We start from the raw sequence: 22,899 nt of genomic DNA, 5'->3' as shown, positions 1-22,899 counted from the left end.
GGCGACCGGCCGTGGCTGCAGCGGGGCGCGCTGCAACCACGGCTGCGGCTACCGCCGCGCCGTGGCCAGGCGCCGCAGGCCGGCTCAGCGAGGCGCGCCGCCCGCGGCCGGCCGCGGGAAGAGCCGCTGGGTGATCTCGCGGTTCTCGAGATGGATGAGGTCCTTGTCCAGCTCGTCGGCGACCGCCCGGCTCAATTCGTGGCCCATGGCTTTGCGCAGCATGCCGAGGAAGCGCGGGGCCGCGACGATGCGGAGTTCGTCGAAGCGCTTCTTGTGCAAGGCATCGGTGAGGTGCTCCACCACCCGCCGCGCGAAGCCTTCGGCCTCCAGGTGCTGCGGGTCTTCGCCGGCCGAGGACGTGATGCTCGAGACGGGATGCAAGCGCCCGGCATTGCCCGGCTGGGGTGCCTGCGAGGTGGTGGTGCTGCGACGACCATAGGCATCCCGCTCGAGTGCCGCAGTGCTCGCATGTGCAGCCGCGTCGGTGAGCTCCTCGACGCTTTCCAGTTCGTCGCCGTCCTCCGGCATCTGCAGGATGCGAACGATGCCTTCGTCGGCCACCAGTACCCAGGTTTTCTTCATGGACTGCTCCTTGTGTCGTGGTGCGGGCCTGCGCCGGTGCGCGCGCCCTGGCTACCAGAGCGGGCAACCGGCATGCCACGAAGGGCGGGCCGCCCAGTGCGGGGCCGCCGCCGCCCGGCCGCCAGGCGCGCGAGCGAGCCGCTTCAGGCGCCGCGCCGCGCGCGCCGCCGCCGCCACCAGAGCCACACCCCGCTCACGCCCAGCCCCGCCAGCGCCAGGCCGAACGTGGCATTCAGCACCAGGTGCCAAGGCCCGCCCAGCCGGCCGATGTGCAAGGGGTAGATCCAGGCATAGGCACGCGCACCGGGGTCCAGCTGCTGCCACGGGTGCAGGGCCAGCAGGCGGCCGTCGCGCGGATCGAACCAGGCGGAACTCAGCCCGTTGGGATGCGGATCGTCCGGCATGCGAAAGCGAATGCGGCCAGGGCTGCCCACGCGCGCCGGCCATTGCACATAACCGAGCTGGCCCCCCGGGAAGTGGCGCGCCGCCTCGGCCACCACCGCGTCCAATGACGGCGCCGGGCCCGTGCCGGCCGCCGTCGGCGCCAGTGCCGGTGGGGCCGACGCGGTGGCGCCCGCCGCGGCGGAGACCCAGCCGGAGAGCGGCCGCCAGGCCATGTAGGCGCCGGTCAGTACCGACACGGCAATGCCGAGGCCCAGCAGGGCGCCCGCCACCCGGTGCAGGTCGAACAAGGCGCGCGTCAGCCCGGCCACCCAGCGCACGCTGAAGGCGTGCCGCCAGCGGGCCGGCCACCACAACACCAGGCCGGACAGCAGCAGCACCAGGTAGGCCAGCACGGCGCTGGCCAGCACCGCGCGCCCGGTGTCTTCCAGCAGCAAGGTGGCATGCAGCTCGAACAGGAAGTTGAAGACGCCCTCGTGCTCGCCACGGCGGCCCAGCTCGGCGCCGGTCGACGGGTCCAGGTGCAGGGTGCCGCTCCACGGCCCGCGCACATACACCAGCAATGCCTCGCCGGGAAGCCGGGGCGGGCGCAGGGTGTAGCCGGTGCCGGCCGGGAACTCGGCCGACAGCCGCTGGCGCACCGTGTCCAGGGAGACCGCGCCATGGCTGCCCGCCGGGGCCCGGTACAGCGCCTCATGCACGACCTCGTCGGCCGGCCGGGCCACCACCAGGGCGGCACCGGTCAGGCCGGCCAGCAGCAGCAACAGGCCCAGGCTCAGCCCGATCCAGCGGTGCGCCAGCAGCCAGAGCCGGCGGGCCGTGGGGCGGGCCATGCTCAGAAGTCGAAGCTGGCCGCCAGGCGCAGCGTGCGCGGCAGCCCCACGCCCATCAACCCGTTGCCGCCGGTGCTCCAGTAGGCGCGGTCGGCGGCATTGTCGAGGTTGGCCTGCAGGGTCACCGGCACCTGGTTCCAGCGGGTCTTGTAGCGGCTGCCGAAGGACAGGGTGGTGTAGCTGCCGAGCTGGTCGGAATTGCGGTTGTTCAGCGCGCGCTTGCCGACATGGAAGATCCCGCCATTGACCGCCAGCCCCGGCACGCCAGGCAGCTTGTATTCACCGAACAGGCTGAAGGTGTGCTTGGGCGTATTCTCGGGCGTCTTGCCCGTCTCGCCGACCACGCGGGACCGCTCGATCTCGGCACGCATCAGCTGGGCGGAAGCGATCATCGACCAGTTCGCGTTCAACTCGCCGCTGGCCGAGAGTTCCAGCCCGCGGTAGCGGGTGCGGCCTGTCAGCACCTGCTCGTTGGCGGGGGTCAAGGTGGTGCCCTGGCGCTCGATGTCGAAGAGCGCGGCCTGCAGCAACAGCTCGCGTGCCAGGCGCGCCTTCAGGCCGATCTCCTTCTGCCGGCTGACCGCGGGCTCCAGGTACTGGCCATAGTTGGCATGCCGCGCCTGCGGCTGCGCGGTCTCCTCCAGGCCCTTGAGGTAGCTGGCATAGAACGACAGGTTCTCGCTCGCCTTGTACAGCAGCGAGTAGTTGGGCGTGGTCTGCCGGGTGTCATAGCGATTCGGCGTGCGGGCGGCGCCGGCGCGCAGCAGCGAGTCGTAGCGGTAGTCGGTGTAGCGCAGGCCGGCCAGCAGCTGCCAGCGTTCGTTGAGGATCAGCCGGTCGGCCACATAGGCGCCCAGGTCGGTGATCCGGGTGTCGATGCGGCCCGTCTGTGCCGGCAACGGCAGCGACGACAGGGAAGCCGGCGCATAGCCGTTCTGGTTGCGCACGACCGAGGGCCCATAGGCCGGCAGACCGTCATCCCGGTGGTTGCGCGTCACGCCGACCGTCAGCTCGTGGGTGAGGCCGCTGGTGGCAAAGCGCCCGCCCAGCTCCACCCGCTGGTTGCTGTTGCGAAACACCTGGTCCTCGGCGAAATACTGGGTCAGCGTGCCGGCGCCGGTGGCCGGGTCGAGCAGCTTGAATTCCGACAGGCGGCGGTCCCGCTCGGTGCGGGCGCGGCCGGCCTCCAGCGTCAGCAGCCAGGCGTCATTGAGCGCAATGTCGGCATGCAGCAGCACATTGGTGGCGGCGGCGTCGTAGCGTTGCCATTCGCCACCGGCGTTGGTGGTGTTGCCCGGCAGGCGGGGCACCCGTCCGGTGGCGGTCCAGGCCGGCGGCTCGCTGACGTTCTTGCGGTAGTGCTCGACGTCCAGCTTGAGGTTGACGGTGGGGCTGACCTTCCAGTCCCAGGCGGCCGAGGCCAGCGAGCGTTCACCCTCGACACGCTGCACGCCGGTCTCGACCCGGCCCGCCGCCGCGTTGACCCGCAGCCCCATCGACTGCTCGGGCCCGAAGCGCCGGCCGATGTCGGCATGCACATCCACGCCGCCGTGGTTGTTGACCGAGGTGTTGAGCCGCGTCACCGGCGTCGCGGTGGCCCGCTTGGTGACGTAGTTCACCAGGCCCGACGGCGGCAGGAAGCCGTAGTACAGCGAGGACGCGCCCTTGAGCACCTCGACCCGCTCCTTGTTCTCGAGCGGCACATCGACCAGGTTGATGATGGGCAGCGAACCGTTGAGCCGATGGTTGCCACGGTTCTCGACCAGGATGCCGCGGATGGAAATGTTGTCGTAGACCGAGCCGTTGAGCTGCGAGCGGGTCACGCCGGCGGTGTTGCGCAGCGCCTCGTACAGGCTGCGAGCACCTTGCGCGTCGAGCACTTCCCGGGTGACGGCGTTGTTGGTCAGCGGGACGTCGAGCGGGTCCTGGTCCCGGAACGTGCCGACCTGCACCGTGCGCGAGGTGTAGCTCGGGCCACGCCGACCCGAGACGGTCACTTCCTCCAGCGTCTTCTCGGCCGGCGGCTGCTGGGCCTGTGCCAGGCCGGGCAGGCCGAGCGCGGCAGCACAACAAGCCAGGGCAACCAGCGACGGGGCGGGCAGGCGGGGGAGGAAGGCAGCAGGGGTGCGCATGCAGGAACCGATTTATGCAATTGAGAATCGTTTGCATTTTATGTGAACTGGCAGGCCTCGCCCGGCAAGGATCGCGGCTTGCTAGAGCCCCCTGGACGGCCCGCTTTCGGGGCCGCGGGACGGCCAGGGGCCGGGGAGAAGCACGAATGAAGGTACTGCTGCTGTTCCAGGGCGGTGGGTCTCTGGGCGCATTCGGTTGTGGCGCCTGGCTCGCGCTGTCCGAGCGCATGCGCGAGGCCGGCGCCGAACTGGTGGGGGTCGCAGGGGCCTCGATCGGGGCCATCAACTCGGCCCTCATCGCGCGGCACCATGGCACGCCGGACTGGGGTGCCGGCCTGCTGGAAGCGTTCTGGCGCGAGCGGCTGGCCACGCCCTCCTTCCCGTTCCTCGGGCCGGCCGATGTCTGGCCGCTGTCGGCCGCCGTGCCGGGCGGCAGCGTGCGCAGCTGGAACGGCGTGCTGACCGGGCTGTTGCTCGGCAACCGCGCCCTCTATCGCTCGATTCCGGCCCACTGGACGCCCTATGCCGCGCTGCACCGGGCCCGCATGCCGCTGCTCGACCGCAGCCGCATGCTGCAGACCCTGCAGGAGGCGTTTGGCCGCTACGGCGGCCCGGGGCACGACGGCCCCTGGCTGGCGGTGCCGGCGGTGGACCTGGAGGCCGGCGAACTGCGCCTGTTCGGCAGCGACCGCGAGTCGATCGAGCCACTGCACCTGGCAGCCAGCTCGGCGGTGCCGCTGCTGTTCGAGCCGGTCGAGATCGATGGCCGCCTCTACTGGGACGGCGACATGATTCGCCACTCCATGGTGCCACTCGCGCTCGAACAGCTGAAGGCCTCGGGCCGGCTGGACGACGATGCCGACCTGCTCATCATCAGCATCGAGCAGATGCCGCGGCGCAGCGCCGTCCCCCCGGTGGCCGGCCTGGAACTGGCTACCCGCATGCTGGAGCTGATGCAGCAGGACAAGTTCGCAGGGCCGAACCAGGACCCGGCGACACGGCCGCGGCTGCTGCAGATCCACCGCGAAGCGCTGCCTCACGACACCATCTCCAGCCATTACGACTACTCGCCGGAGCGCATCGACGAGCTGATCCACCAAGGCCGGCGCATGGCGGAACAAGCGTGGCAGGCAGGGCCGGCGACCCGGCCGGCCGACCCGGCGCAGCCACCGGCCGCCCGCGGCCGCGCGCCCGAGCGCAAGGCCGCGGCACGCGCCCCTGCCCCGCGGATGTGAAGACCATGCCATCCCAGCCCCTACCCGTGCCGCCGGCCCCCAAGGCCTGGCGCCGTGACGCCGAGTCGCTGCTGAAGAACACCTTTCGCCTGCCGCGCTTGCGCGAGGCGCAAGTGGCCGTGATCGACCGGGTGATGAAACAGCGCTCCACCCTGGCGGTGATGCCGACCGGCGCCGGCAAGTCCCTGTGCTACCAGTTGCCGGCGCTGCTGCTGCGCGGACGCACGGTGGTGGTCTCGCCGCTCATCGCGCTGATGAAGGACCAGTGCGACAAGCTGCGCAGCCGCCGGGTGCCGGCGGTCCAGCTGCACAGCGCCCTCAACGCCGCGCAGACCGCCGAGGCCGAAGCGGCCGTGGCCGACGGCTCGGCGCGCCTGGTGTTCACCACGCCGGAGCGGCTGGCCGACGCCGCCTTCGTCGAGTTGCTGCACCGCCAGCCGGTCTCCCTGCTGGTGATTGACGAGGCGCACTGCGTCTCGCAATGGGGTCACGACTTCCGCCCGGCCTTCCTCGAAATCGGCCAGGCCTGGCAGACGCTGGGCCGGCCGCCGGTCCTGGCGCTGACGGCCACCGCCACCCCGGCGGTGGCGGACGACATCGTCGCCCAGTTGCAGGTGCCGGGCATGGAGGTGCTCAATGCCGGGGCCTACCGGCCCAACCTGTATTTCAGCGTGGAGCAACTCACCAACGACGACGCCAAGCACCAGCGCCTGGTCGCCTTGGTGGCCGCGGCCGAGGGCTCGGGCATTGTCTATACCGCCACGGTGAAGGCGGTGGAGGCGGTGCACGAGGCGCTGCAGGCGGCCGGCGTGTCGGCCGCCCGCTACCACGGCCGCCTGGGCGCCCGCGAAAGGCACGAGCAGCAGGATGCCTTCATGCGCCGCGAGGCGCGGGTGATGGTAGCCACCAACGCCTTCGGCCTCGGCATCGACAAGCGCGACACCCGCTTCGTGGTGCACTACCAGATGCCCGGTGGCCTGGATGCCTATTACCAGGAAGCCGGCCGTGCCGGTCGCGACGGGCAGCCGGCCAGCTGCGTGCTGCTCTACTACCACCGTGACAAGGCGGTGCAGCAGTTCCTGATGGCCGGCCGCTATCCGGGCCTGGAGGAAGTGCAGTCCATCTGGCAGGCCCTGTCGGCCGCGCCGCCGGCCCGCACCCTGGCCGAGCTGCAGCAGCGCAGCGAGCTGCCACGCAACAAGCTGCAGGTGGCCCTCAAGATGCTGCGCGATGCCGGCGCGGTGAGCCAGAACCGCAAGCGCGAACTACAGCTGCGACCCGACCGGCTGGATGCCCGCAGCATCGACGAGCTGGTGGGCAACTATCGCGAGAAGGCCGAGCGTGACCGCGAGATGCTGGAGCGCATGGTGTTCTACGCCCGCACCGGCTACTGCCGCTGGAAGGTGCTGCTGGAACATTTCGAGGAAGAACTGCCCTTTGAAGCGGCCTGCGGCCATTGCGACAACTGCCTGCGGGCACAGCGCCAGGCCGAGCAGGCAGCGGCCGAGCCGGAGCCGGCCGAGGAGCAAGCAGCGCCGGCCGAAGCGGGCGAGTCGCCGCGTGCGGCCTTCCGCGCCGGTGACGCGGTGCGGGTGCCGCGCTACGGCGAGGGCGAGGTGGTGGCGGCGGATGCCGAGAGCGTCAGCATCGTCTTCCCCGACGGCCGCACGCGCAGCTTCGTCGCGGCCTACGTCGAGCCAGTGCCGGCCCCGGCCTGAGCGGAGCGGTCCGGCCGCGGCGGCACCACCGACTCGAGGAACTCCACCAGTCCCTGAGACGGATCCTCGTGCTCGCTGCTTACCATTTCGATGCCCCACTGCGCCAGCACGGCCGCCTGCACCGGGTTCGGCTGGGCCGAGAAGATATAGGAACGCGGCTGCGGCAGCCCCGGCACCGCGGCCTTCCACAACTGGGCCAGCTTGTAGAAGAGGTATCGGATGTTGATGTCCGCCAGGCTGTAGCCGATGAACAGCACCGAGCGCCCGAGCACATCGGCACGCAGCTTGATGTCCAGTGGCGACTCGAATTCCAGCCGGCGGAAGTAGCTGGTCTCGTCCAGCACGATGGAGTCGTCGTTCTCGAAATCGCCGTGGAACTTGACGATCTGCGTCGCGCCCGGGCGGATGCGCGCCAGGTCCGCCACGTTGACGATCTTCACGTAGTCGCGGCCCCAATGCTCGAAGGCATTCTCCAGCCAGCGGTCGTAGTTGGTCGTGTAGATGAGCTCGAAGCCGCCTTGCACGATGAGCTCGTGCACCCGTGACTGATGGACCTGGATGTGCTGGCCATGCCATTGCCGGTCCATCCAGCTGCGCAGGGGGCCGATGTTGCCGTGCTGCAGCCGGAAGTACTCGGCCAGGGCAAGGTAGCTGCCGTAGCTGCGGAAGGCCTCCGGCTCGTGGCCGAGCTCGCGCGCCATGTGGTCGATGAGCTCGCTCCACGGCGGCAGGCCGAGCGACAGCGACACGCCGGCGCCGACGAACAGCACCGCCCGCCCCTGCCGGCACGCCTCGCGCAAGGCCTCGCGGGCACCGCTTCCCGGGCCGCTCCCGGGGCCCCTCGCCAGACCGTCGCCCACCTCGCTCACATCACCATCGCCTCTCGCGAGCGCGGGCCCTCGGGCAGCCGCATGGGGCCATCGGGCAGGCGGTGCCAGTCCGGCAGCGCCACTTCTTCCACCGAGCGACCTTCGGCGGCGGCCTGCAGGTCGCCGAGCTCGACCGCGCAGCCATAGACCAGCACATCGCCCGGGCGACAGGCGCACAAGGCCTGCTGCAGCGCCTGCCGCACCGGCAGCACGGCCGTCATCGGCCGCCCGGGCGCCGCCGAGCGCGCGCCGCGCAGGATCACCGCGGCGGTGGCGCCGGGTGGGCGGCCGCGGTCTTCGTCGAGCTCGAACACCCACATCTCATCCAGGCCGCGGGCGCAGATGGCCCCCACCTCCTCCAGCTCGGCGTCGCGCCGGTCGCCCGGGGCGGACACCACGCCAATGCAGCGGCGCGGGCGGAATTGCCGCACGGTCTGCAGCAGCGCCTGGAAGGCCGCTGGATTGTGCGCATAGTCCACCACCACCCGCACCCCCTGCACGTCAAACACATTCATGCGCAGCGGATTGGTCTCGGCCGAGCAGCGGAAGGTGGCCAGCGCGCGAGCGATCTCGGAGGGGTGCAGCCGCAATGCCACCAGCGCCGCCGCCGCCGCCAGGGCGTTGGCCACGTTGAACGGCGCCTGCCCACCGAAGGTGAAGGGCAGGCTGGCCACCTCGGCCACCGGATGGCCCCAGCCGCGGCCCTGCAGCCAGATCACGCCCTGCCGCAGCACCACCGCACGGCCACCGCCACGCAGGTGGCGAGCGAGCACCAGCGAGTGAGGGTCCATCGAGAAGTACAGCAGCTCGGTGCCGGGCCGCAGCGCTTCGGCCATCGCTACGCAATGCGGGTCCTCGGCATTCAGCACGACCGCGCCGGTCGCCGCCTCGGCCACCACGCTCTTCACGTTGGCCAGGTCCTCCAGTGTGTCTATCCCGTCCTGCCCCAGGTGGTCGGCCGCGATATTGAGCACCACCGCCACCTCGCAGCGGTCGAAACCGAGCCCGCGGCGCAGGATGCCGCCACGGGCCGTCTCCAGCACCGCAACCTCCACATCGGGGTCGCTCAGCACCGCCTGCGCCGACCAGTACCCGGAGCAGTCGCCCGCCATGAGGGGCTGGCCGTCGATGAACACGCCTTCGGTGGTGGCGCAGCCGGTGCGCCGGCCGGTGCTGCGCAGCACATGCTCGATGGCCAGTACCGTGGTGGTCTTGCCGTTGGTCCCGGTCACCGCGACCACCGGGATGCGTCCGTCCTCCTGCGGGCCGAACAGAGAATCGACGATCGCCCGCCCCGCCCGGCGTGGCGCGCCGGCGCAAGGCCATTCGTGCATGCGGATGCCGGGCGCCGCGTTCACCTCGATCAGCGCGCCGCCCTGCGCCGCCAGGGGCTGGCCGATGTCGGCACACACCACGTCGATGCCGGCCACGTCCAGGCCGATGCGGCGGGCCGCCCGCACGCACAGCGCGGCGGTGTCCGGGTGCAGCTGGTCGGTAACGTCCTCGGCGATTCCGCCGGTGGACAGGTTGGCATTGCTGCGCAGGACCACCGCCCGCCCGGCCTCCGGCACGCTGTCCAGCGCCAGGCCCTGGGTGGCCAGCATGTCGTCGGCGCAGCCGTCGAGCGGCACCTGGGTCAGCGTGCTGCTGTGCCCCTCGCCACGGCGCGGGTCGGCATTCAGCTCGGCCACCAGCTGGCGCACCGTGCGCGTGCCGTCGCCGACCACGCTGGGCGGCAGGCGGCGTGCCGCGGCCACCACTTGCCGGCCGACCACCAGCACCCGGTGGTCGAAACCCGACACGGTGCGCTCGACGATGACTTCACTGTCATGCACGCGGGCACGCTCATACGCGGCCCGCAGCTGCTCGGGCGTGTCCACCCGGGTCGACACGCCCTTGCCCTGGTTGCCTCCCAGGGGCTTGAGGGTCACCGTGCCGCCGATCGCCTCGGCCGCCGCCCGGGCTTCCTCGAGGCTGTGCACCAGGCGCCCGTCGGGCACCGGAATGCCGGCAAGCGCCAGCAGCCGCTTGGTCTGCTCCTTGTCGCCCGCGATGTCGACGGCGATCTGCCGCGTCTCGCTGGTCAGGGTGGCATCGATGCGACGCTGGCGCGCCCCCCAGCCAAGCTGGTAGAGCGCTCCGTCCTCGCCGATGGGCAGCACCGGAATGCCGCGCTGCTCGGCCGCCTCGAGGACCGCCCGCGTGCTGGGGCCGGCCGCGTCCCGGTCATGCAGTGCCTTCAGTTCGCGCACCGCCGCGGCGCTGTCCCAGGGCGTGCCGGCCACCGCCGCCTCGACCAGGGCCACCGCCAGGTCCAGCGCACGCGAGGCCACCGACTCCACCCGCCAGGCGCACACCACGCGGTAGTGGCGCGGCCGCCCCGGGATCATGCGGGTGCGGCCGAAGCGCACCTCGGGGCCCGCCAGCGACTGCAACTCCAGCTGCACATGCTCGGTCACATGGCCCAGCCAGGTGCCTTCGCGCAGGCGCTCGACGAAGCCGCCGGGATGTCCCAGCGAGCAATGGTGCTCTTGCAGGCTGGGCAGGGCCTGAAGCAGGCGGTCGACAAAGCCCGGCAAGGTGTTGGAATCGACCTGGTCGAGCTCTTCGAGGTCCAGCACCGCCTCCAGGCAGGGCTTGCGGGCATGCACATTCGGGCCGCGCAGAACTTTGCATTCGATGATCTTCATGAGACTGTCTCGTTGCTGGAGAGGATGTCCACGATCTCGTGCAGCGTGGGCGTCAGTTCGCGGCAGACCTGCGCGTCGCTGCAGGCGCCTTCGCGATGGACATAGCTCGCGCCTGCGGGCAGCAGGTGCAGCCGGACATTGATGAGCTCGATCAACTCGCGGTCGCCGATCTCGAGGAAGTTGGAGGACATCTGGCGGCCGTCCACCAGCGTCACCGCACCGTCGCCGACCACCTCGAAGCCGGAGCCACGCTCCACCACCAGGGCGGTGTCCTCGTCGATGCCGATGCCCAGCAGCGTGGGGTTCTGCGCCACCACCGCCATCAGGCGGCCCAGGCGGCGCCGCTCGGAGAAATGCTGGTCGACCACCGCGTGCTGCAGGAAGCCCAGGCCCGCGGCAAAGCTGACCACGCCCTTCTCGGGGTGGATGTCGCCCTGCCCCTCGGCAATCATGTGGGCCGACATGGCCGAGGCACCGGCACTGGTGCCGGCGATGCAGGTGCCGTGCTCGGTGAAGGCGCGGTGCATCGCGGTGTAGGCGGCGGTGCCGCCGATCAGTGCCAGCAGGCGGCGCTGGTCGCCGCCGGTCATGAACACGCCGTCGGCCTGCAGGATGTCGTCCACCACCGAGGCATGGTTGGCGTCCTCGCGCGAGTGGATGGCGAGTGCCTTGCGGTGCGCCACGCCAAGCTCGCCGAACGCGCGGTCGTAGACCGCCCAGACCTCGTCGTGGTAGTTGCTCGCGGCGGTCAGCACGACGATGCGCGGGTGGCTGCTGCAGGTCAGCTCGACGAAACGGCGCAGCACCACCTTGTCATGCACCCGGTCCTCGTTGCCACCGATGATGACGAGGTGGCCGGTCGAGGACGCGGTGCGGCAGGCAGCGCCCGGCTCGGCATGGGCATGAGCATGGGCCGGGTGTTGAGCGTGAACGGGATGGTCCGACATGGCTCGGGCAAGTCAGGGGGGATGAAGATGGGGAAGGACGGCGCAGCGGCAGGCAGTCAGGCAGGCAGGCGTCAGGACGACGCGGCGGACCTCAGTCGATCTGGTGCACCGCCATGTCGCGGTTGCTGCAGCTGCCCGCGGCGTCGCGCGTGACGCCGATCAGGCCGACGCTGACGCTGTGGTCGAAGCAGGCAATGCCGCGCTTGAGCGCTTGTTGCAGCGGCATGCCATGGGCCACCCAGTCGTAGACGGTGCGGGCCAGCATCTGGCGCACGATGTACTCGCCCACGCCGGTGGCTGCGATGGCGCCGTGCTCGCCGGCATAGAAGCCGCAGCCCACCACCGGCGTGTCGCCCACCCGCCCGAGCAGCGTGGGCGCCGAGCCGCCGGTGGAGGTCGCCACCGCGAACTGCCCGTCCGCCCCGCGCACCACGGCACCCACGGTGCCGCTGCCGTGCGCCTTCATCGCGTCGTCCCAGGAGGTGGGGAAATTCCAGAAGCGCCGGTAGATGTCGGCGTTGGCCGCGCCTTCGCGGTCGTCGGGCTCGGCGCTGTCCGGATCGGCAAAGGCCTGCACGAGCTTGGCGTGGTATTCGCGCGCGCCCTCGCTGGGGGCCAGCAATTCCTCGAATCCCAGCACCTGGGCGAAGCGGGTCGCGCCCTCGCCGGCCAGCAGCCAGTGCGGCGTCTGCGCCACCGCCTGTGCCACCAGGACCGGGTTCTTGATGCTGCGCAGGCAGGCCACCGCGCCCAGCACCCCGCGGCTGTCCATCACCGCCGCATCGAGCTCCAGCGTGCGCCCGTCGAGGCGCAGGATGGAGCCGGTGCCCGCGTTGTAGCGGCCGTCGTCTTCCAGCGCCGTGACGGCCGCCACCGCGGCCTCCAGCGCCGAGCCACCGCTGGCGATGCGTTGCTGCGCCAGCTCGGCTGCATGCTGGCAGCCGTCGGACCACACCCGGGGGCTGCCCGAGCCACCGTGCGTGACGATGGCCGCTTCGCTGTTCACTTGCATTGCAAGGTCTCCACTGTTCTTGAAACAGGCCCTGGAGGTGCGGCAAGCTGCATGCCCGGCACCGGTCCCAGCCGGCCGGTGCCCCACCTCGCCGTCGGCCGTCGGCCGTCGGCCGTCGGCCATCGGCTGTCGGCTGTCGGCTGTCGGCTGTCGGCCGCCCGCGGTGGCGGTGGCGGTGGCGGTGGCGGAGGCGGAGGCGGAGGCGCCAGGATGCGCGGTCAGGATGCGCGGTCAGCCGATCAGGCTCTGTTGCTTGTCGTTCGGCACCAGGCCGGTCTTGGTGCGGGCCGCGTCGGTCGGCACGATGGCGATGCTGCCGTCGGTCTCGAGGATGGCCCACCGCACCTGCTCCAGCCGGTCGAGGCCGGACTTGTGCATTTCGCTGAACACCTCGTCCGGCGACACCCGGCTGATGTTGAGCGCCTGCTCGCGCAGGCGGCCGTGTGCCACCAGCACGGCCGGCTCGCCATTGACCGCCACCTCGAACCGCCGGAAGCGGTGCATCAGCACGGAGGTGATCAGCACCAGCGCCAGCAAGGTGGAGGCGCCGATCAGCGCATTGGTGAGCGAGTGGTCGTCGCCGGTGAGGGCCTGCGAGACGATTTCCGGAATCATCAGCAGCGTGACCAGCTCCAGCGGCGACAGCTGGCCGAACTCGCGCTTGCCGAGCAGGCGCAGGCCCACCAGCACGAAGAGGTAGATCAAGGCGACACGAACGACGGTTTCCATGGGCAGGTCCTCGTGCTGCGGTGCTCAGGGCAGCACCGTGGTGGAGAAGTCGACGGCCAGCGCCTCGGCACCGGCGGAAGCGGTCACCCGGCCAGGGTGGCGTCCCCATTCATCGGCTTCCAGGTGCACCACCAGCTTGCGGGTCTCGCCGGCCGCCAGGTCGCGCAGGTCGAGCTCGAAGTACTCGTCTGTCACCCGCTGCGGCAACGGCGTGAACTCGGCACGCGAGAAATGGGCGAAGTACGGCTCCGCAATGCGCAGCCGGGCCTGGGGCAGCGTCTGGCTGCCGGTGTTCTTGAGGGCCGCCTCCAGGGTCAGTGAGGTCTTGTGCCGCAGCCGCTCGGGATACTGCACGCTGAGCTCCAGGCCGGCGCCGGCGGCGCGGGCCTGGCCTTCGCCCGGGCCCAGCAGGCCGAGCACCGAGCACACCGGCAAGGCCAGCAGCAGCACCAGGCCCACCAGCTGCAGCCGGGCCATGCGGATGCGGCGCTGCAACCCGGGCGGAGCAGGTGGCTCGGCGGGTTCGGTGACGAGGGGCGGGGCAGTCGGTGGCGCGCTCATGGTGTGGCTCCTGTTTGTTGGGATGGTGGGTTCTCAAGGGCGGAACACGTGGCGCCGGAAGCGGGCGTGGCGGGCGCCTGCAGCGCCAGGAGGTAGTCGATGAGCTGGCGCTGCGCGTCGGGCCCCCAGCCGCTGCCGGCATCGACCCAGAACTCGTGGCCGCGGCCGGTCACATGCGCTGCCTGCAGCCGGGGATCGGCCTCGTTGGCCGCCACCACGCGGGCCCGCTGCTGCCGGTCCAGCAGGGCCCTCAGGCTGGCGGCGGCATCCGGGGCGACGCCGCCCCAGCGGGTGGCTGCCACCCCCAGCGCAGTGGCGTCGCCCGGTGGCCCCACCGCCACGCCGCCGTCGTGCAGGTAGGGGGCGCTCCAGGCCAGGCCCACCAGGCTCGGCGTCTTGTAGCCGCCGCCCGATGCGCCCCAGGCCAGGGCCAGTTGCGGCGGCGAGAGATGGAGCAAGGGCACGTCGAAGCGCCCGGCATCGGGCGGCAGGGGCACCGGTGTGTCAAAGCGCCACAGCACCGAGTTGCCGAGCAGCGGCCGGGCCGCATTGAAGGCGGCCGCCCGCGACGGCTCGGTGCCCAGGCGGCGGGCGGCGATGACCTGGTTGTGGGTCAGCCAGTCGCCGCCGTGGCAGGAGGCGCAGCCGGCCCGCTCGAAGACCTGCCGGCCGGCGACCAGCCGGGCTGCCACGGGGGCCGGGCCGGGCGGCGGCGGCCGCAGGCTGTTCTGCCATGCGGCCATGGCATGGTTCTGCTGGTTGAACAGGAAACCGGGGCTGCTCGCCACCAGGCCGTCCGGCGCCGCCGACGTGACGGCCGGGAAACCGGGCAGCGGCACCAGTTCGTTGACACCCGGCACGCCGGGGGTGGGGTCGAGCAACTCGAACCAGGCGGTGGCGCTGCGGCCGGCGGCTGGGTCGAAACGCCAGTCCTCGGCCGCGGCGTTCTGCAGCAGCGTCGCCAGGAAGATGTCGGCGTCGAGCCCGAACAGCGGCCCACTCACTTCGGCCTGGGCCAGCGCATCGGAATTCTGCGCATGCACGTTGTTCGACAGCGCCGCCAGCCCCTTGAAGGCGCCGCCCGCCGCGAAGCCGCTCCAGCCGTACGGATGGTCGCCCTCGGTGTAGCTGTCGGGCAGGTCGGTCGGGTTGGACACCAGGTCGGTGGTGGCATCGAAGCTGCCCGGCGGCCAGCTCAGGAAGACGGCGTCCACCGCCTCCTCCAGCGCGGCCGCATCGGGCAGCGGCTGGGGCCGCCCGTCGCGCCCGGCCAGCTGCTGTGTGGAAGCGCGCAGGGCCTCCTCCAGGGCCGCCCGGCTGGCATGCGGAAAGTAGGCGGCCGAATTCGGCGCCAGCGCCAGCAGGAGGCCGGCCGCCAGGTCACCGTTAGGCGCGCCCTGCACCACCTTGCCGCTGGCCGGGTCGACGGTGGCATGGCAGGCGGCGCAACTCAAGCCCACCTTGATGCTGCCGCGGCTCAGCTTGAGCGTGACGCCCAGTGGCATCCAGGCACCGCGCGGCACGTCGAGGCCGGTGTCGATCCATTCACCTTCACGGAACAGGCGGCCGCCGACCGTCGCATCGCGCACCGTCCGCACCCTCAGGTTGGTGCTGGCGCTGCCGCGCAGCGCCAGCATCGCCTTCATGTATTGCCACAAGGGCACCGGGCCGGCCAGCAGCCCGAGCACGTCGGTGAAGAAGACCTCGTTGCCAAAGGTCTCGCGATAGAAGCTCTTGCGACCCAGCGCCAGCAAGCCGCTGTCGATGCGCACCGCGCCGTGCGCCGGGCCCAGCCGGTCCGGCGGGCAGCGGGCCGCCTCGGCGGCTGGCAGCGAGCGCCCCAGCAGGTCGTAGGCCGGCACGGCTTCCTGGCGCTCGGGATTCACGACCTCGCTGCGGTCGGGCACCAGGGCGTATTCCGGCTGCAGGCCATGAAAGCTCGCCAGGTAGAGCCCGCCCAGCACCGCCGCGGTGACCAGCAGCAGGCCGCGGCTCAGCAGTCGGCGGCGCATCGGCTGGCCTGCCGGTTGCACCGGCTCGTGAAAGCAGGGACAGGAAAGCGGGGCCTCATGTCCCTGCCTTGGCAAGAAGCGTGCGCCAGCAGCGCCTGATCGGAGAGCCGGCTACTGGGCCTGCGGCAGCACCCGGGACGGTGGCACCAGCCGGGCGGCGGCCGCCTGCAGCACCGGCAGCACCTGGTTCAGCTCGATCGGCTTGACCAGGTGGTGGTCGAAGCCGGCGCGGCGCGCCTGCTCGCGGTCGCTGTCCTGGCCCCAGCCGGTGACGGCCACCATCACCATGCGGGCCGTGCGCGGCTCGCGCCGCAGGCGCTCGGCCAGGGCATAGCCGTTGAGGCCCGGCATGCCGATGTCGAAGAAGCCGATGTCAGGCGGCTCGGCAAGCGCCGCCTCCAGTGCGGCGCGGCCGTCATGCGCGACCCGCACCTGATGGCCCATCGGCTCCAGCATGCTGGCCAGGCTGCTGACGAAGTCGACGTTGTCGTCGGCCAGCAGGATGCGCAACGGCAGCAGGGCGGCCGCCGGCGGCAGCTCCTCGGGCAGCACCGCGGCGGGCGCCGCTGCACTGAGCGGCAAGCGCACGACGAACTCCGAGCCCTGCCCGACGCCCGCGCTGTGCACCTCCAGCGTGCCGCCGTGCAACTCCACCAGCTGGCGCGCCAGCGTGAGGCCCACCCCGAGGCCGGCCCGGCCACGCTCGAGCGACTTGTCCACCTGCATGAACATCTCGAAGATCGCCGCCTGCATCTCGGGCGCAATGCCGATGCCGTTGTCGCGCACCCGCACCGTGACGCCCGCCTCGCCAAGCTCCGCGCCGACCTCGATATGGCCGCCTGGGTCGGTGTACTTGACCGCGTTGTTCAGCAGGTTCGAGAACACCTGCGCCAGCCGGGTGGCGTCGCCGTCGACCCAGGCCGGCGCCTCGGGCAGGTGGGCTTCGAGCCGGTGCCCGCGCGCGCGCAGCGCCGGCTCGGCAATCTCGAGTGCGCTGCGCAGCACGCCCAGCACGTCGAGCGGCTCGCGCTTGAGGGCCAGCTTGCCGGTGGTGATGCGCGAGACCTCCAGCAGGTCGTCGATCAGCCGCACCATCTGCCGCAGCTGGCGCTCCATGATGCCCAGCACCCGGGTGCGCGCCTCTGCATCGGCCCGCGGCAGCTTCAGGATCTCGATGCCGTTGCTCAGCGGCGCCAGCGGGTTGCGCAGCTCGTGCGCCAGCGTGGCGAGGAATTCGTCCTTGCGGCGGTCGGCGGCGCGCAGCGCCTCTTCGGCTTTCTGGCGTTCCTCCATCTCGATGGACAGGTCGCGGTTGATGCGCTCCAGCGCCTCGGTGCGGCGGCCCACCTCGATCAGCATGTTGTTGAAGGCATCCACCAGGATGCCGACCTCGTCCTCGCTCTGCTTGGGCACCCGCAGCGAGTAGTTGCGCCGCTCCATCACCTCGCGGGCGACCTGGGCCACCGCGAGGATGGGCATGGTGACCGCATGCTGCAGCCGGTTGAAGATCAGCGCCGCGGCCAGCAGGCTGGCGACGGTGACGGCGGCCAGGATGGCCAGGTAGTCGAACAGCCGGGTGGTGACGTCGTAGCGGGCGCGCAGGTAGACGGTGCCCAGCAGCTCGCCGTTCTGCTCGATGCGCTGGAAGATCTCCATCTCGTCGCCGTTGATGCGGTGGCCCTCCGGGCCCGGCGCGGCCGGGAAGCTGGGCGGGATGTCGTCCACCGAGGCATAGGTGGCGAACAGGTCGCCGTCCGGGGCATAAACGGCCGCCGCGGTGATCTGCGGCCGGTGCCGCAACAGCGACAGGTTCTCGCTGGCCGCGCGCATGTCGTCGAAGGCCAGCGCGGCGGCGCTGGAGCGCGAGATGAGGTCGGCCTGGGTCGAGAGATCCTCGATCCAGGCGGCGCGGAAGCTGCGCAGCTCGTAGATCAGCAAGGCCGTCGCACTGAGCAACAAGGCCGCGAAGGTGGTGGCCATCACCACCAGCAGCATTTTCTGCCGCAAGGAAGCCTGCCCCGCCATCAGCGCACCCCGACCACCCGCTCGGCCACGCCGAGCATGCGCGAACTCAACTTCAGGCCGGAACGCTCGGCCGCCGGCAGCGAGACCTCGAAGCGCACCCGCCCGCCGACCAGCAGGAAGTTGATGGTGCCCACCGCGCCCAGTGCCTGGGGTGCGTCACTGACCACCAGCACCGGCCGCTCGCGCCAGCGTGCCAGCCACGGCTCCTGGGTGGGGCCAGGCAGGCGGCCCAGGAACAGCAGGTGCACGCCGTCGAGGCTGTCGCCCTCGGCGATGCGGCGGGCCTGCAAGGGCCGGCCCTGCGCCATGCGGCCGGTGATGAGGTCACGCAACTCGGTCAGTACCTCGTCGGAGCCGCAGACACCGATCACGATCGCCTGGTCGGACGTGCCGAAGGCCGCCGGTGGCCATTCCACGTAGCTGAGGAACTTGTACAGGTAGGCCGCCTTCACGCTGGCCGCCAGCGGCACATCGGCCGCACGGCCCTGCCGCGCGGGGCCGGTGCTCATCACCAGCGCTGCGAGCAGCAGCATGAGGCCGCGGCGCGAGCGAACGGCAACGGCCCGCAGGGACAGGCGCGACAGAGGTGCCATCACAGCTGCCACCGCAGTTGCAACGACGCCGTGCGTCCGAGCTCGGCCGCGGGCCGGCGCATCTGGCGCCATTCGGCATGGCCGCGGTCCAGCAGGTTGCGCAGCGACAGGCTCAGCTCCAGCTCGCGGCGGGGCCGCCAGGCCAGGTGCGAGTCGAGCGCGGTATAGGCCTCGAGGCGCGGCTGTGGCAGCGCGCCGGTGTGTCGCAACGCCAGGTCCCAGCTGAGGGCACGGCGCACTTCCAGCGAGGAACGCAGCGACCACCAGTGGCGCGGGTCGTTGCCCAGCGCCGCCAGGCCACCGGCATCCAGCCGTCCGGGCCGCACGCGCAGGTGCTGGCGCAGCAGCACGCCGCCGGCACTCAGCTTCCAGTGGCGTGCGGCCTGCCAGCTGCCCCAGGCCTCCAGGCCGCGCGTGCGGCCCTCGATGTTGTTGTCCATGACGGCGCCGCCCGCTTGCGGGCTGATGCTGCGCAGGCGCCGATGCTCATGGTGGAAGGCAGTGACCGAGTAGGACCAGGCCGCCGTGGGCTGGGCGCGCCGGCCGATTTCATAGACGTCCGACACCTCCGCCTCGAAGTCCGGCCCGCCGGCATACCGGTAGGGCGGCTCGGCCGGCACCCGGTAGTCGCGGTCGATGCGTGACGGCGCCCGTACTGCCCGCGAGATGCCGGCCCACCACAAGGCCTGCTCGCTGTCCCGCCAGGCCAGCCGGGCGCTGGGCAGGAACTCGGTGCCGGTATAGGGGTTGCGCTCGAGGCTGGCGCCCAGCGTCAGCTCGGTGGCCGGCCCCAGCGCGATCTGGTCTTCGGCGAACAGCCGGCTCCAGTTCATCGTGCGCTGGGCCGGCAGGAAGGCAAAGGCGCGCGGGTTGCGAACGTCGTCGCGCGTATGGCGGTGCCCGAAGCCCACCGTCGCATGGTGGGCCCGCGCCGGGCTGAACGTGTACTGCAGCACGGCATCGGCGTTGTCGAGCGTCTCGTCGAAGGTGTCGGTTTCGTCCTGGTAGGCCACCGGCTGCTCGCGCCGGTTCCGTTCCAGGTAGAGCCGCGCCATCAACGACGTGTCGCGGTCCAGGTTTTCACGCCAGCGGCCCAGCAGGTGAGCGCCGGAGACGTGGCGCAGGCCGGGCTGCTGGTCCAGCGTGCCGCGGTACACCTCGCCCTGCAGCGTGAGCTGCCGGCCCTCGCCATGCCAGCCGGCGCGCACACCCGCCTGCACGCGGTGGGCGCCGTCGCCGGAGGAACGGCCGTCGGTGCGGCGGGTGCTGGAGCGGTCGGAGCTCTTGGCGTAGAGCCGCCAGGCGCCGTCCCCGCTGCCGCGGCCGCCATGCCGCACGGCCAGGCCCCGCTCGCGGTTGCCGGCATGCGCGGCGACCAGGCTGCCCTGCGTCTCCTGCGGCCTGCGGGTGAGGATGTGGATCAAGCCGTTGACGGCGTTGGACCCCCACATCGCCGTGCTCGGGCCGGTGATCACCTCGATGCGGTCGATGTCCTCCAGCATCAGGTCCTGGGCGTCCCAGAACACGCCCGAAAACAGCGGCGTGTAGATGGTGCGGCCGTCGATCAACACCAGCATGCGGTTGGCCAGCAGGTTGTTGAAGCCACGGGCGCTGATGGCGTACTGGCTCATGTCGGCCCGCGCCACATTGAGGGCCGGTGCCAGGCGCAAGGCCTCGGGCAGGCTGGTGGCGCCGGAGCGGCGGATGTCGTCGGCACTGATGACGAATACCGAGGCCGCCACATCGGCCAGCGGCTCCTCGCGTCGCGACACCGAGGTGACGACCACCTCGCTCAACTGCTCGAGCGACAGCTCGGCCAAGTCGACGCCCCTCGCCACCGCCGCGCCGGCCGACCACAGGGCCAGCCCGACCCACAGCCACGCGGGCAGACGCCGACTCGGGCGACGGCCCAGGGCGTCGGGCAGCAAATCGGACGGTGGCAGCATCGCGTTTCCCGGCATCTCGCATACGGGCGCCTGCTCGCCCTCAACCATGCAAAGCCGCGAGTCTAGAGCGCCCCGGAGAAAACTGCGGGGTCCAGACCCCTGGCAGCCTTCTCAGGCTCCAACTTACCCGCGGTCTGCATCAAACGCTGACGGTATTGCCGGTTTTGTTTCCACTTGACACCAATTTGCATCGTCCGGCCGCCTGCCGCTCCAGCAGGTAGTGGCCTGCCACCAGGCCCAGTGCAAAGGCGCCATAGACGCAGAACACCGCTGGCGGCGACAGCCGCCGCTCGAAGCCGGGGGCGAGCCGGGGCGCCACCAGCTTGAGGTCGACGGCGGCAGCCAGTGTGGTGACCACGGCCGCATCGCGCAGCACCAGCCGGGCTGGCGCATCGCGCCGCTGGCGGCAGGGGGAGTAGCGCTCGTGCAGGCCGCCCCACAGCAGCGAGGCCAGGTGGTGAATGGCGAACCCGGTGGCGGTGTAGCGCGCGCTGGCGCCGTCCTGGCGCAGCGCGCGCTCACCCCACACCCAGTGGCTCGGTGCATTGACCGGCCCGAGCGGGCGGCCGTTTTCCCGCTCGCCCAGCAGCAGCAGCACCAGCGTGGACGTCAGGCTGGCGAGGCTGCCGCTGACAGCGGCCCGGGCGGTGACATGGCGCCAGGACTTCATTGGCCTTCCTCCTGCGGACTCGGTATTCGACACGCCATCGCCCCGAGGGGAACGACGTTTGCTTGAGCCGATGCACGGCAAGCGCCGTACCACATCCTGCCTCACATCGGAACACCGGATGATTGTTCTGCTGACCGGCGCGAGCGGCTTCCTGGGCCGCCGCCTTGGCCTTGCCTTGCTGAAGGCCGGGCACCATGTCATCTGCGCGATGCGGCAGCCGCCCTCGGCGCCCGAGCCCGGCCTGCCGATGCGCTATGTCCAGGCGGATTTCGAGCGCGACCTGGAGGTGGCCGACTGGATGCCCCGGCTCGCCGGGGTGGACGCGGTGGTCAATGCGGCCGGCATCCTGCGCGAGCAGGACGGCCAGAGCTTCGCCAACATCCATGTGCGCGGCCCATGCGCGCTGTTTGCCGCCTGCGCGGCAGCCGGCGTCTCCCGCGTGTTGCAGGTCTCGGCCCTGGGTGCCGACGAGCAGGCCCGCACCGGCTACCACCTCAGCAAGAAGGCGGCCGACGATTACCTCTGCAGCCTGCCGCTGGCGTCGGTGGCGGTGGTGCAGCCCTCGCTGATCTACGGACCCGGTGGCGGCAGCGCCCGCCTCTTCACCACCCTGGCCAGCCTGCCGCTCATCGCCCTGCCCGGCGGCGGCCGGCAGCAGGTGCAGCCGGTGCATGTGGACGATGTGGTGCAGGCCGTTGTCGCCCTGCTGGAGCAGGACGAGGTGCGCGGCCGCGTGCCGCTGGTGGGCCCGCGCCCGGTCTCGCTGCGCGACTACCTGGCGGCGCTGCGCCAGGGGCTGCGCCTGGGCCGTGCCCGCTTCCTGCCGGTGCCACAGGCGCTGGTCGGGCTGGCGGCCCGCCTCGGAAGCCGGTTGCCGAACAGCCTGCTGGACCGCGACAGCTGGTCGATGCTGCAGCGCGGCAACACCGCCGACCCGCTGCCGACCCAGCGCCTGCTCGGCCGCGCCCCCCGCGGCCCCGAGGACTTCATCGAGCCGGCCGAGCGGCCCGTGCTGCGGCAGACCGCCCGCCTGACCTGGCTGCTGCCCCTGTTGCGCCTCAGCGTGGCACTGGTTTGGATCGTCACCGGCATCGTCTCGCTGGGCCTCTACCCGGTGCAGGACAGCCTGGCCTTGCTGGCCCGCTCCGGCGTGCCGGCCGCCCTGGCGCCCACCCTGCTGTACGGCGCAGCCCTGCTCGACCTGGCCCTGGGCGTGGCGACGCTGCTGATGAAGCGCCGCCGCCGGCTGTGGCTGGTCCAGGCGGCACTGATGCTGTTCTACACCGCGATCATCACGTTGCGGCTGCCGGAATTCTGGCTGCATCCCTACGGGCCGATCCTGAAGAACCTGCCGCTGCTGGGCGTGTTGTGGCTGCTGTACGAACTCGAGGACGAGGAGGCGGGCTGATGGAGTACCTGGTCACCAAATGGCTGCACATCCTGTCGTCGACCTTCCTGTTCGGCACCGGCGTCGGCTCGGCCTTCTACCTGCTCTTCGCCAGCCTGGGCCGCGACACCCGGGCGGTGGCCGTGGTCAGTGCACTGGTGGTGCGGGCCGACTGGCTCTTCACCGCCACCACGGTGGTGGTACAGCCGCTCACCGGCTTCTACATGATGCACCTGGCCGGCCTGCCGTTCAGCACCGGCTGGATCCGCTGGTCGCTGGCGCTCTACGTGGTGGCGATCGCCTGCTGGCTGCCGGTGGTGGGGCTGCAGATCGCGATGCGCCGCATCGCGGCTGGCGCCGCGATGCGCGGTGAGCACCTGCCGGCGCGCTACTACCGCCTGCTCAAGGTGTGGGTGGTGCTCGGTTTTCCCGCGCTGTTCGCCTTCCTGGGGATCTTCTGGCTCATGGTGGCCAAGCCGGCCTGAGCCGGTCGTGACCGCCAGCCTGCGCCCCGGCGCGCCGGGCGCCGACCGCCCCGCTGTTTCGCGGCGGCGCT

At 71.4% G+C, this 22,899-nt stretch carries 18 protein-coding genes; 4 read left to right on the top strand and 14 right to left on the bottom strand.

The window, feature by feature from the left end:
* Nucleotides 1–84: 84 nt before the first annotated feature.
* From N7L95_RS20210 to N7L95_RS20200, 3 genes are all read right to left on the bottom strand, one after another.
* Entirely contained in the window at nucleotides 85–582 is a 498-nt protein-coding gene (locus N7L95_RS20210) for a host attachment protein (RefSeq protein ID WP_301257045.1), read from the bottom strand.
* 143 nt (nucleotides 583–725) lie between these two features.
* A complete protein-coding gene (locus N7L95_RS20205) occupies nucleotides 726–1,817 on the bottom strand; it encodes a PepSY-associated TM helix domain-containing protein (protein WP_301257044.1) in 1,092 nt (363 codons plus the stop codon).
* 2 nt (nucleotides 1,818–1,819) lie between these two features.
* The gene (locus N7L95_RS20200) at nucleotides 1,820–3,949 is read right to left on the bottom strand and encodes a TonB-dependent siderophore receptor (protein WP_301257043.1); all 2,130 of its coding nucleotides are present in this window, start codon (nucleotides 3,947–3,949) and stop codon (nucleotides 1,820–1,822) included.
* 146 nt (nucleotides 3,950–4,095) lie between these two features.
* Between N7L95_RS20200 and N7L95_RS20195 the strand changes: the two genes are divergently transcribed.
* Both N7L95_RS20195 and N7L95_RS20190 read left to right on the top strand, forming a co-directional pair.
* Entirely contained in the window at nucleotides 4,096–5,184 is a 1,089-nt protein-coding gene (locus N7L95_RS20195; RefSeq protein ID WP_301257042.1) for a patatin-like phospholipase family protein, read from the top strand.
* Nucleotides 5,185–5,189: 5 nt separating this feature from the next.
* Nucleotides 5,190–6,902, top strand: coding sequence for a RecQ family ATP-dependent DNA helicase (locus tag N7L95_RS20190; protein ID WP_301257041.1), 1,713 nt, complete (start codon nucleotides 5,190–5,192; stop codon nucleotides 6,900–6,902).
* Here N7L95_RS20190 and N7L95_RS20185 read toward each other — a convergent pair.
* The 11 genes from N7L95_RS20185 to N7L95_RS20135 all read right to left on the bottom strand — a co-directional run bounded on the left by N7L95_RS20185 (nucleotide 6,872) and on the right by N7L95_RS20135 (nucleotide 20,956).
* Nucleotides 6,872–7,672 carry an SIR2 family protein gene (locus tag N7L95_RS20185; protein WP_301257040.1) on the bottom strand — a complete coding sequence of 267 codons (801 nt, stop codon included), beginning with the start codon at nucleotides 7,670–7,672 and terminating at the stop codon, nucleotides 6,872–6,874. The two genes, N7L95_RS20190 and N7L95_RS20185, sit on opposite strands and share 31 nt — an antisense overlap.
* A 95-nt stretch (nucleotides 7,673–7,767) precedes the next feature.
* Nucleotides 7,768–10,461 carry a cyanophycin synthetase gene (cphA, locus tag N7L95_RS20180; RefSeq protein WP_301257039.1) on the bottom strand — a complete coding sequence of 898 codons (2,694 nt, stop codon included), beginning with the start codon at nucleotides 10,459–10,461 and terminating at the stop codon, nucleotides 7,768–7,770.
* The gene (locus N7L95_RS20175; RefSeq protein WP_301257038.1) at nucleotides 10,458–11,408 is read right to left on the bottom strand and encodes a cyanophycinase; all 951 of its coding nucleotides are present in this window, start codon (nucleotides 11,406–11,408) and stop codon (nucleotides 10,458–10,460) included. Before N7L95_RS20175 ends, cphA begins: the two co-directional genes overlap by 4 nt.
* A 91-nt stretch (nucleotides 11,409–11,499) precedes the next feature.
* Nucleotides 11,500–12,420: an isoaspartyl peptidase/L-asparaginase gene (locus N7L95_RS20170; RefSeq protein ID WP_301257037.1), complete on the bottom strand. Its 921-nt coding sequence runs from the start codon at nucleotides 12,418–12,420 to the stop codon at nucleotides 11,500–11,502.
* Between the two features lie 231 nt (nucleotides 12,421–12,651).
* The gene (locus N7L95_RS20165; RefSeq protein ID WP_301257036.1) at nucleotides 12,652–13,149 is read right to left on the bottom strand and encodes a DUF421 domain-containing protein; all 498 of its coding nucleotides are present in this window, start codon (nucleotides 13,147–13,149) and stop codon (nucleotides 12,652–12,654) included.
* 24 nt (nucleotides 13,150–13,173) lie between these two features.
* Nucleotides 13,174–13,710, bottom strand: a complete 537-nt coding sequence (locus tag N7L95_RS20160) for a hypothetical protein (protein ID WP_301257035.1) — start codon at nucleotides 13,708–13,710, stop codon at nucleotides 13,174–13,176.
* The gene (locus N7L95_RS20155; RefSeq protein WP_301257034.1) at nucleotides 13,707–15,722 is read right to left on the bottom strand and encodes a hypothetical protein; all 2,016 of its coding nucleotides are present in this window, start codon (nucleotides 15,720–15,722) and stop codon (nucleotides 13,707–13,709) included. The genes N7L95_RS20160 and N7L95_RS20155 overlap by 4 nt, the downstream gene beginning before the upstream one ends.
* A 111-nt stretch (nucleotides 15,723–15,833) precedes the next feature.
* Nucleotides 15,834–17,729 (bottom strand): sensor histidine kinase, YfiR-like protein-associated, encoded by a 1,896-nt coding sequence (locus tag N7L95_RS20150; protein ID WP_301257033.1) that lies wholly within the window; start codon nucleotides 17,727–17,729, stop codon nucleotides 15,834–15,836.
* Nucleotides 17,730–17,746: 17 nt separating this feature from the next.
* The gene (locus N7L95_RS20145) at nucleotides 17,747–18,340 is read right to left on the bottom strand and encodes a TOL_0243 family YfiR-like periplasmic protein (RefSeq protein WP_301257032.1); all 594 of its coding nucleotides are present in this window, start codon (nucleotides 18,338–18,340) and stop codon (nucleotides 17,747–17,749) included.
* Nucleotides 18,340–20,286: a TOL_0244 family TonB-dependent receptor gene (locus tag N7L95_RS20140; RefSeq protein WP_301257031.1), complete on the bottom strand. Its 1,947-nt coding sequence runs from the start codon at nucleotides 20,284–20,286 to the stop codon at nucleotides 18,340–18,342. Before N7L95_RS20140 ends, N7L95_RS20145 begins: the two co-directional genes overlap by 1 nt.
* 139 nt (nucleotides 20,287–20,425) lie before the next feature.
* Nucleotides 20,426–20,956, bottom strand: a complete 531-nt coding sequence (locus tag N7L95_RS20135; protein WP_301257030.1) for a hypothetical protein — start codon at nucleotides 20,954–20,956, stop codon at nucleotides 20,426–20,428.
* A 118-nt stretch (nucleotides 20,957–21,074) separates the two neighbouring features.
* Between N7L95_RS20135 and N7L95_RS20130 the strand changes: the two genes are divergently transcribed.
* Together N7L95_RS20130 and N7L95_RS20125 are read left to right on the top strand one after the other, a co-directional pair.
* On the top strand, nucleotides 21,075–22,364 hold the full coding sequence (locus tag N7L95_RS20130) for an SDR family oxidoreductase (protein ID WP_301257029.1): 1,290 nt from the start codon (nucleotides 21,075–21,077) through the stop codon (nucleotides 22,362–22,364).
* Nucleotides 22,364–22,828: a DUF2269 family protein gene (locus N7L95_RS20125; RefSeq protein WP_301257028.1), complete on the top strand. Its 465-nt coding sequence runs from the start codon at nucleotides 22,364–22,366 to the stop codon at nucleotides 22,826–22,828. Before N7L95_RS20130 ends, N7L95_RS20125 begins: the two co-directional genes overlap by 1 nt.
* The last annotated feature ends 71 nt before the right edge of the window (nucleotides 22,829–22,899 follow it).

Source organism: Eleftheria terrae, from assembly GCF_030419005.1.
GTDB lineage: Bacteria > Pseudomonadota > Gammaproteobacteria > Burkholderiales > Burkholderiaceae_C > Caldimonas > Caldimonas terrae.
The sequence above is the reverse complement of the archived record's forward strand: the minus strand, read 5'-3'. Positions and strand labels throughout refer to the sequence as shown.

What these genes read in the sequence shown, in the direction of transcription:
- N7L95_RS20170 (WP_301257037.1), bottom strand. Translation starts at nt 12,420, where the DNA reads ATGCAAGTGAACAGCGAAGCGGCCATCGTCACGCACGGTGGCTCGGGC.
- N7L95_RS20195 (WP_301257042.1), top strand. Translation starts at nt 4,096, where the DNA reads ATGAAGGTACTGCTGCTGTTCCAGGGCGGTGGGTCTCTGGGCGCATTC.
- N7L95_RS20145 (WP_301257032.1), bottom strand. Translation starts at nt 18,340, where the DNA reads ATGGCACCTCTGTCGCGCCTGTCCCTGCGGGCCGTTGCCGTTCGCTCG.
- N7L95_RS20125 (WP_301257028.1), top strand. Translation starts at nt 22,364, where the DNA reads ATGGAGTACCTGGTCACCAAATGGCTGCACATCCTGTCGTCGACCTTC.
- N7L95_RS20155 (WP_301257034.1), bottom strand. Translation starts at nt 15,722, where the DNA reads ATGCGCCGCCGACTGCTGAGCCGCGGCCTGCTGCTGGTCACCGCGGCG.
- N7L95_RS20130 (WP_301257029.1), top strand. Translation starts at nt 21,075, where the DNA reads ATGATTGTTCTGCTGACCGGCGCGAGCGGCTTCCTGGGCCGCCGCCTT.
- N7L95_RS20190 (WP_301257041.1), top strand. Translation starts at nt 5,190, where the DNA reads ATGCCATCCCAGCCCCTACCCGTGCCGCCGGCCCCCAAGGCCTGGCGC.
- N7L95_RS20205 (WP_301257044.1), bottom strand. Translation starts at nt 1,817, where the DNA reads ATGGCCCGCCCCACGGCCCGCCGGCTCTGGCTGCTGGCGCACCGCTGG.
- N7L95_RS20165 (WP_301257036.1), bottom strand. Translation starts at nt 13,149, where the DNA reads ATGGAAACCGTCGTTCGTGTCGCCTTGATCTACCTCTTCGTGCTGGTG.
- N7L95_RS20175 (WP_301257038.1), bottom strand. Translation starts at nt 11,408, where the DNA reads ATGTCGGACCATCCCGTTCACGCTCAACACCCGGCCCATGCTCATGCC.
- N7L95_RS20160 (WP_301257035.1), bottom strand. Translation starts at nt 13,710, where the DNA reads ATGAGCGCGCCACCGACTGCCCCGCCCCTCGTCACCGAACCCGCCGAG.
- N7L95_RS20210 (WP_301257045.1), bottom strand. Translation starts at nt 582, where the DNA reads ATGAAGAAAACCTGGGTACTGGTGGCCGACGAAGGCATCGTTCGCATC.
- N7L95_RS20135 (WP_301257030.1), bottom strand. Translation starts at nt 20,956, where the DNA reads ATGAAGTCCTGGCGCCATGTCACCGCCCGGGCCGCTGTCAGCGGCAGC.
- cphA (WP_301257039.1), bottom strand. Translation starts at nt 10,461, where the DNA reads ATGAAGATCATCGAATGCAAAGTTCTGCGCGGCCCGAATGTGCATGCC.
- N7L95_RS20200 (WP_301257043.1), bottom strand. Translation starts at nt 3,949, where the DNA reads ATGCGCACCCCTGCTGCCTTCCTCCCCCGCCTGCCCGCCCCGTCGCTG.
- N7L95_RS20140 (WP_301257031.1), bottom strand. Translation starts at nt 20,286, where the DNA reads ATGCTGCCACCGTCCGATTTGCTGCCCGACGCCCTGGGCCGTCGCCCG.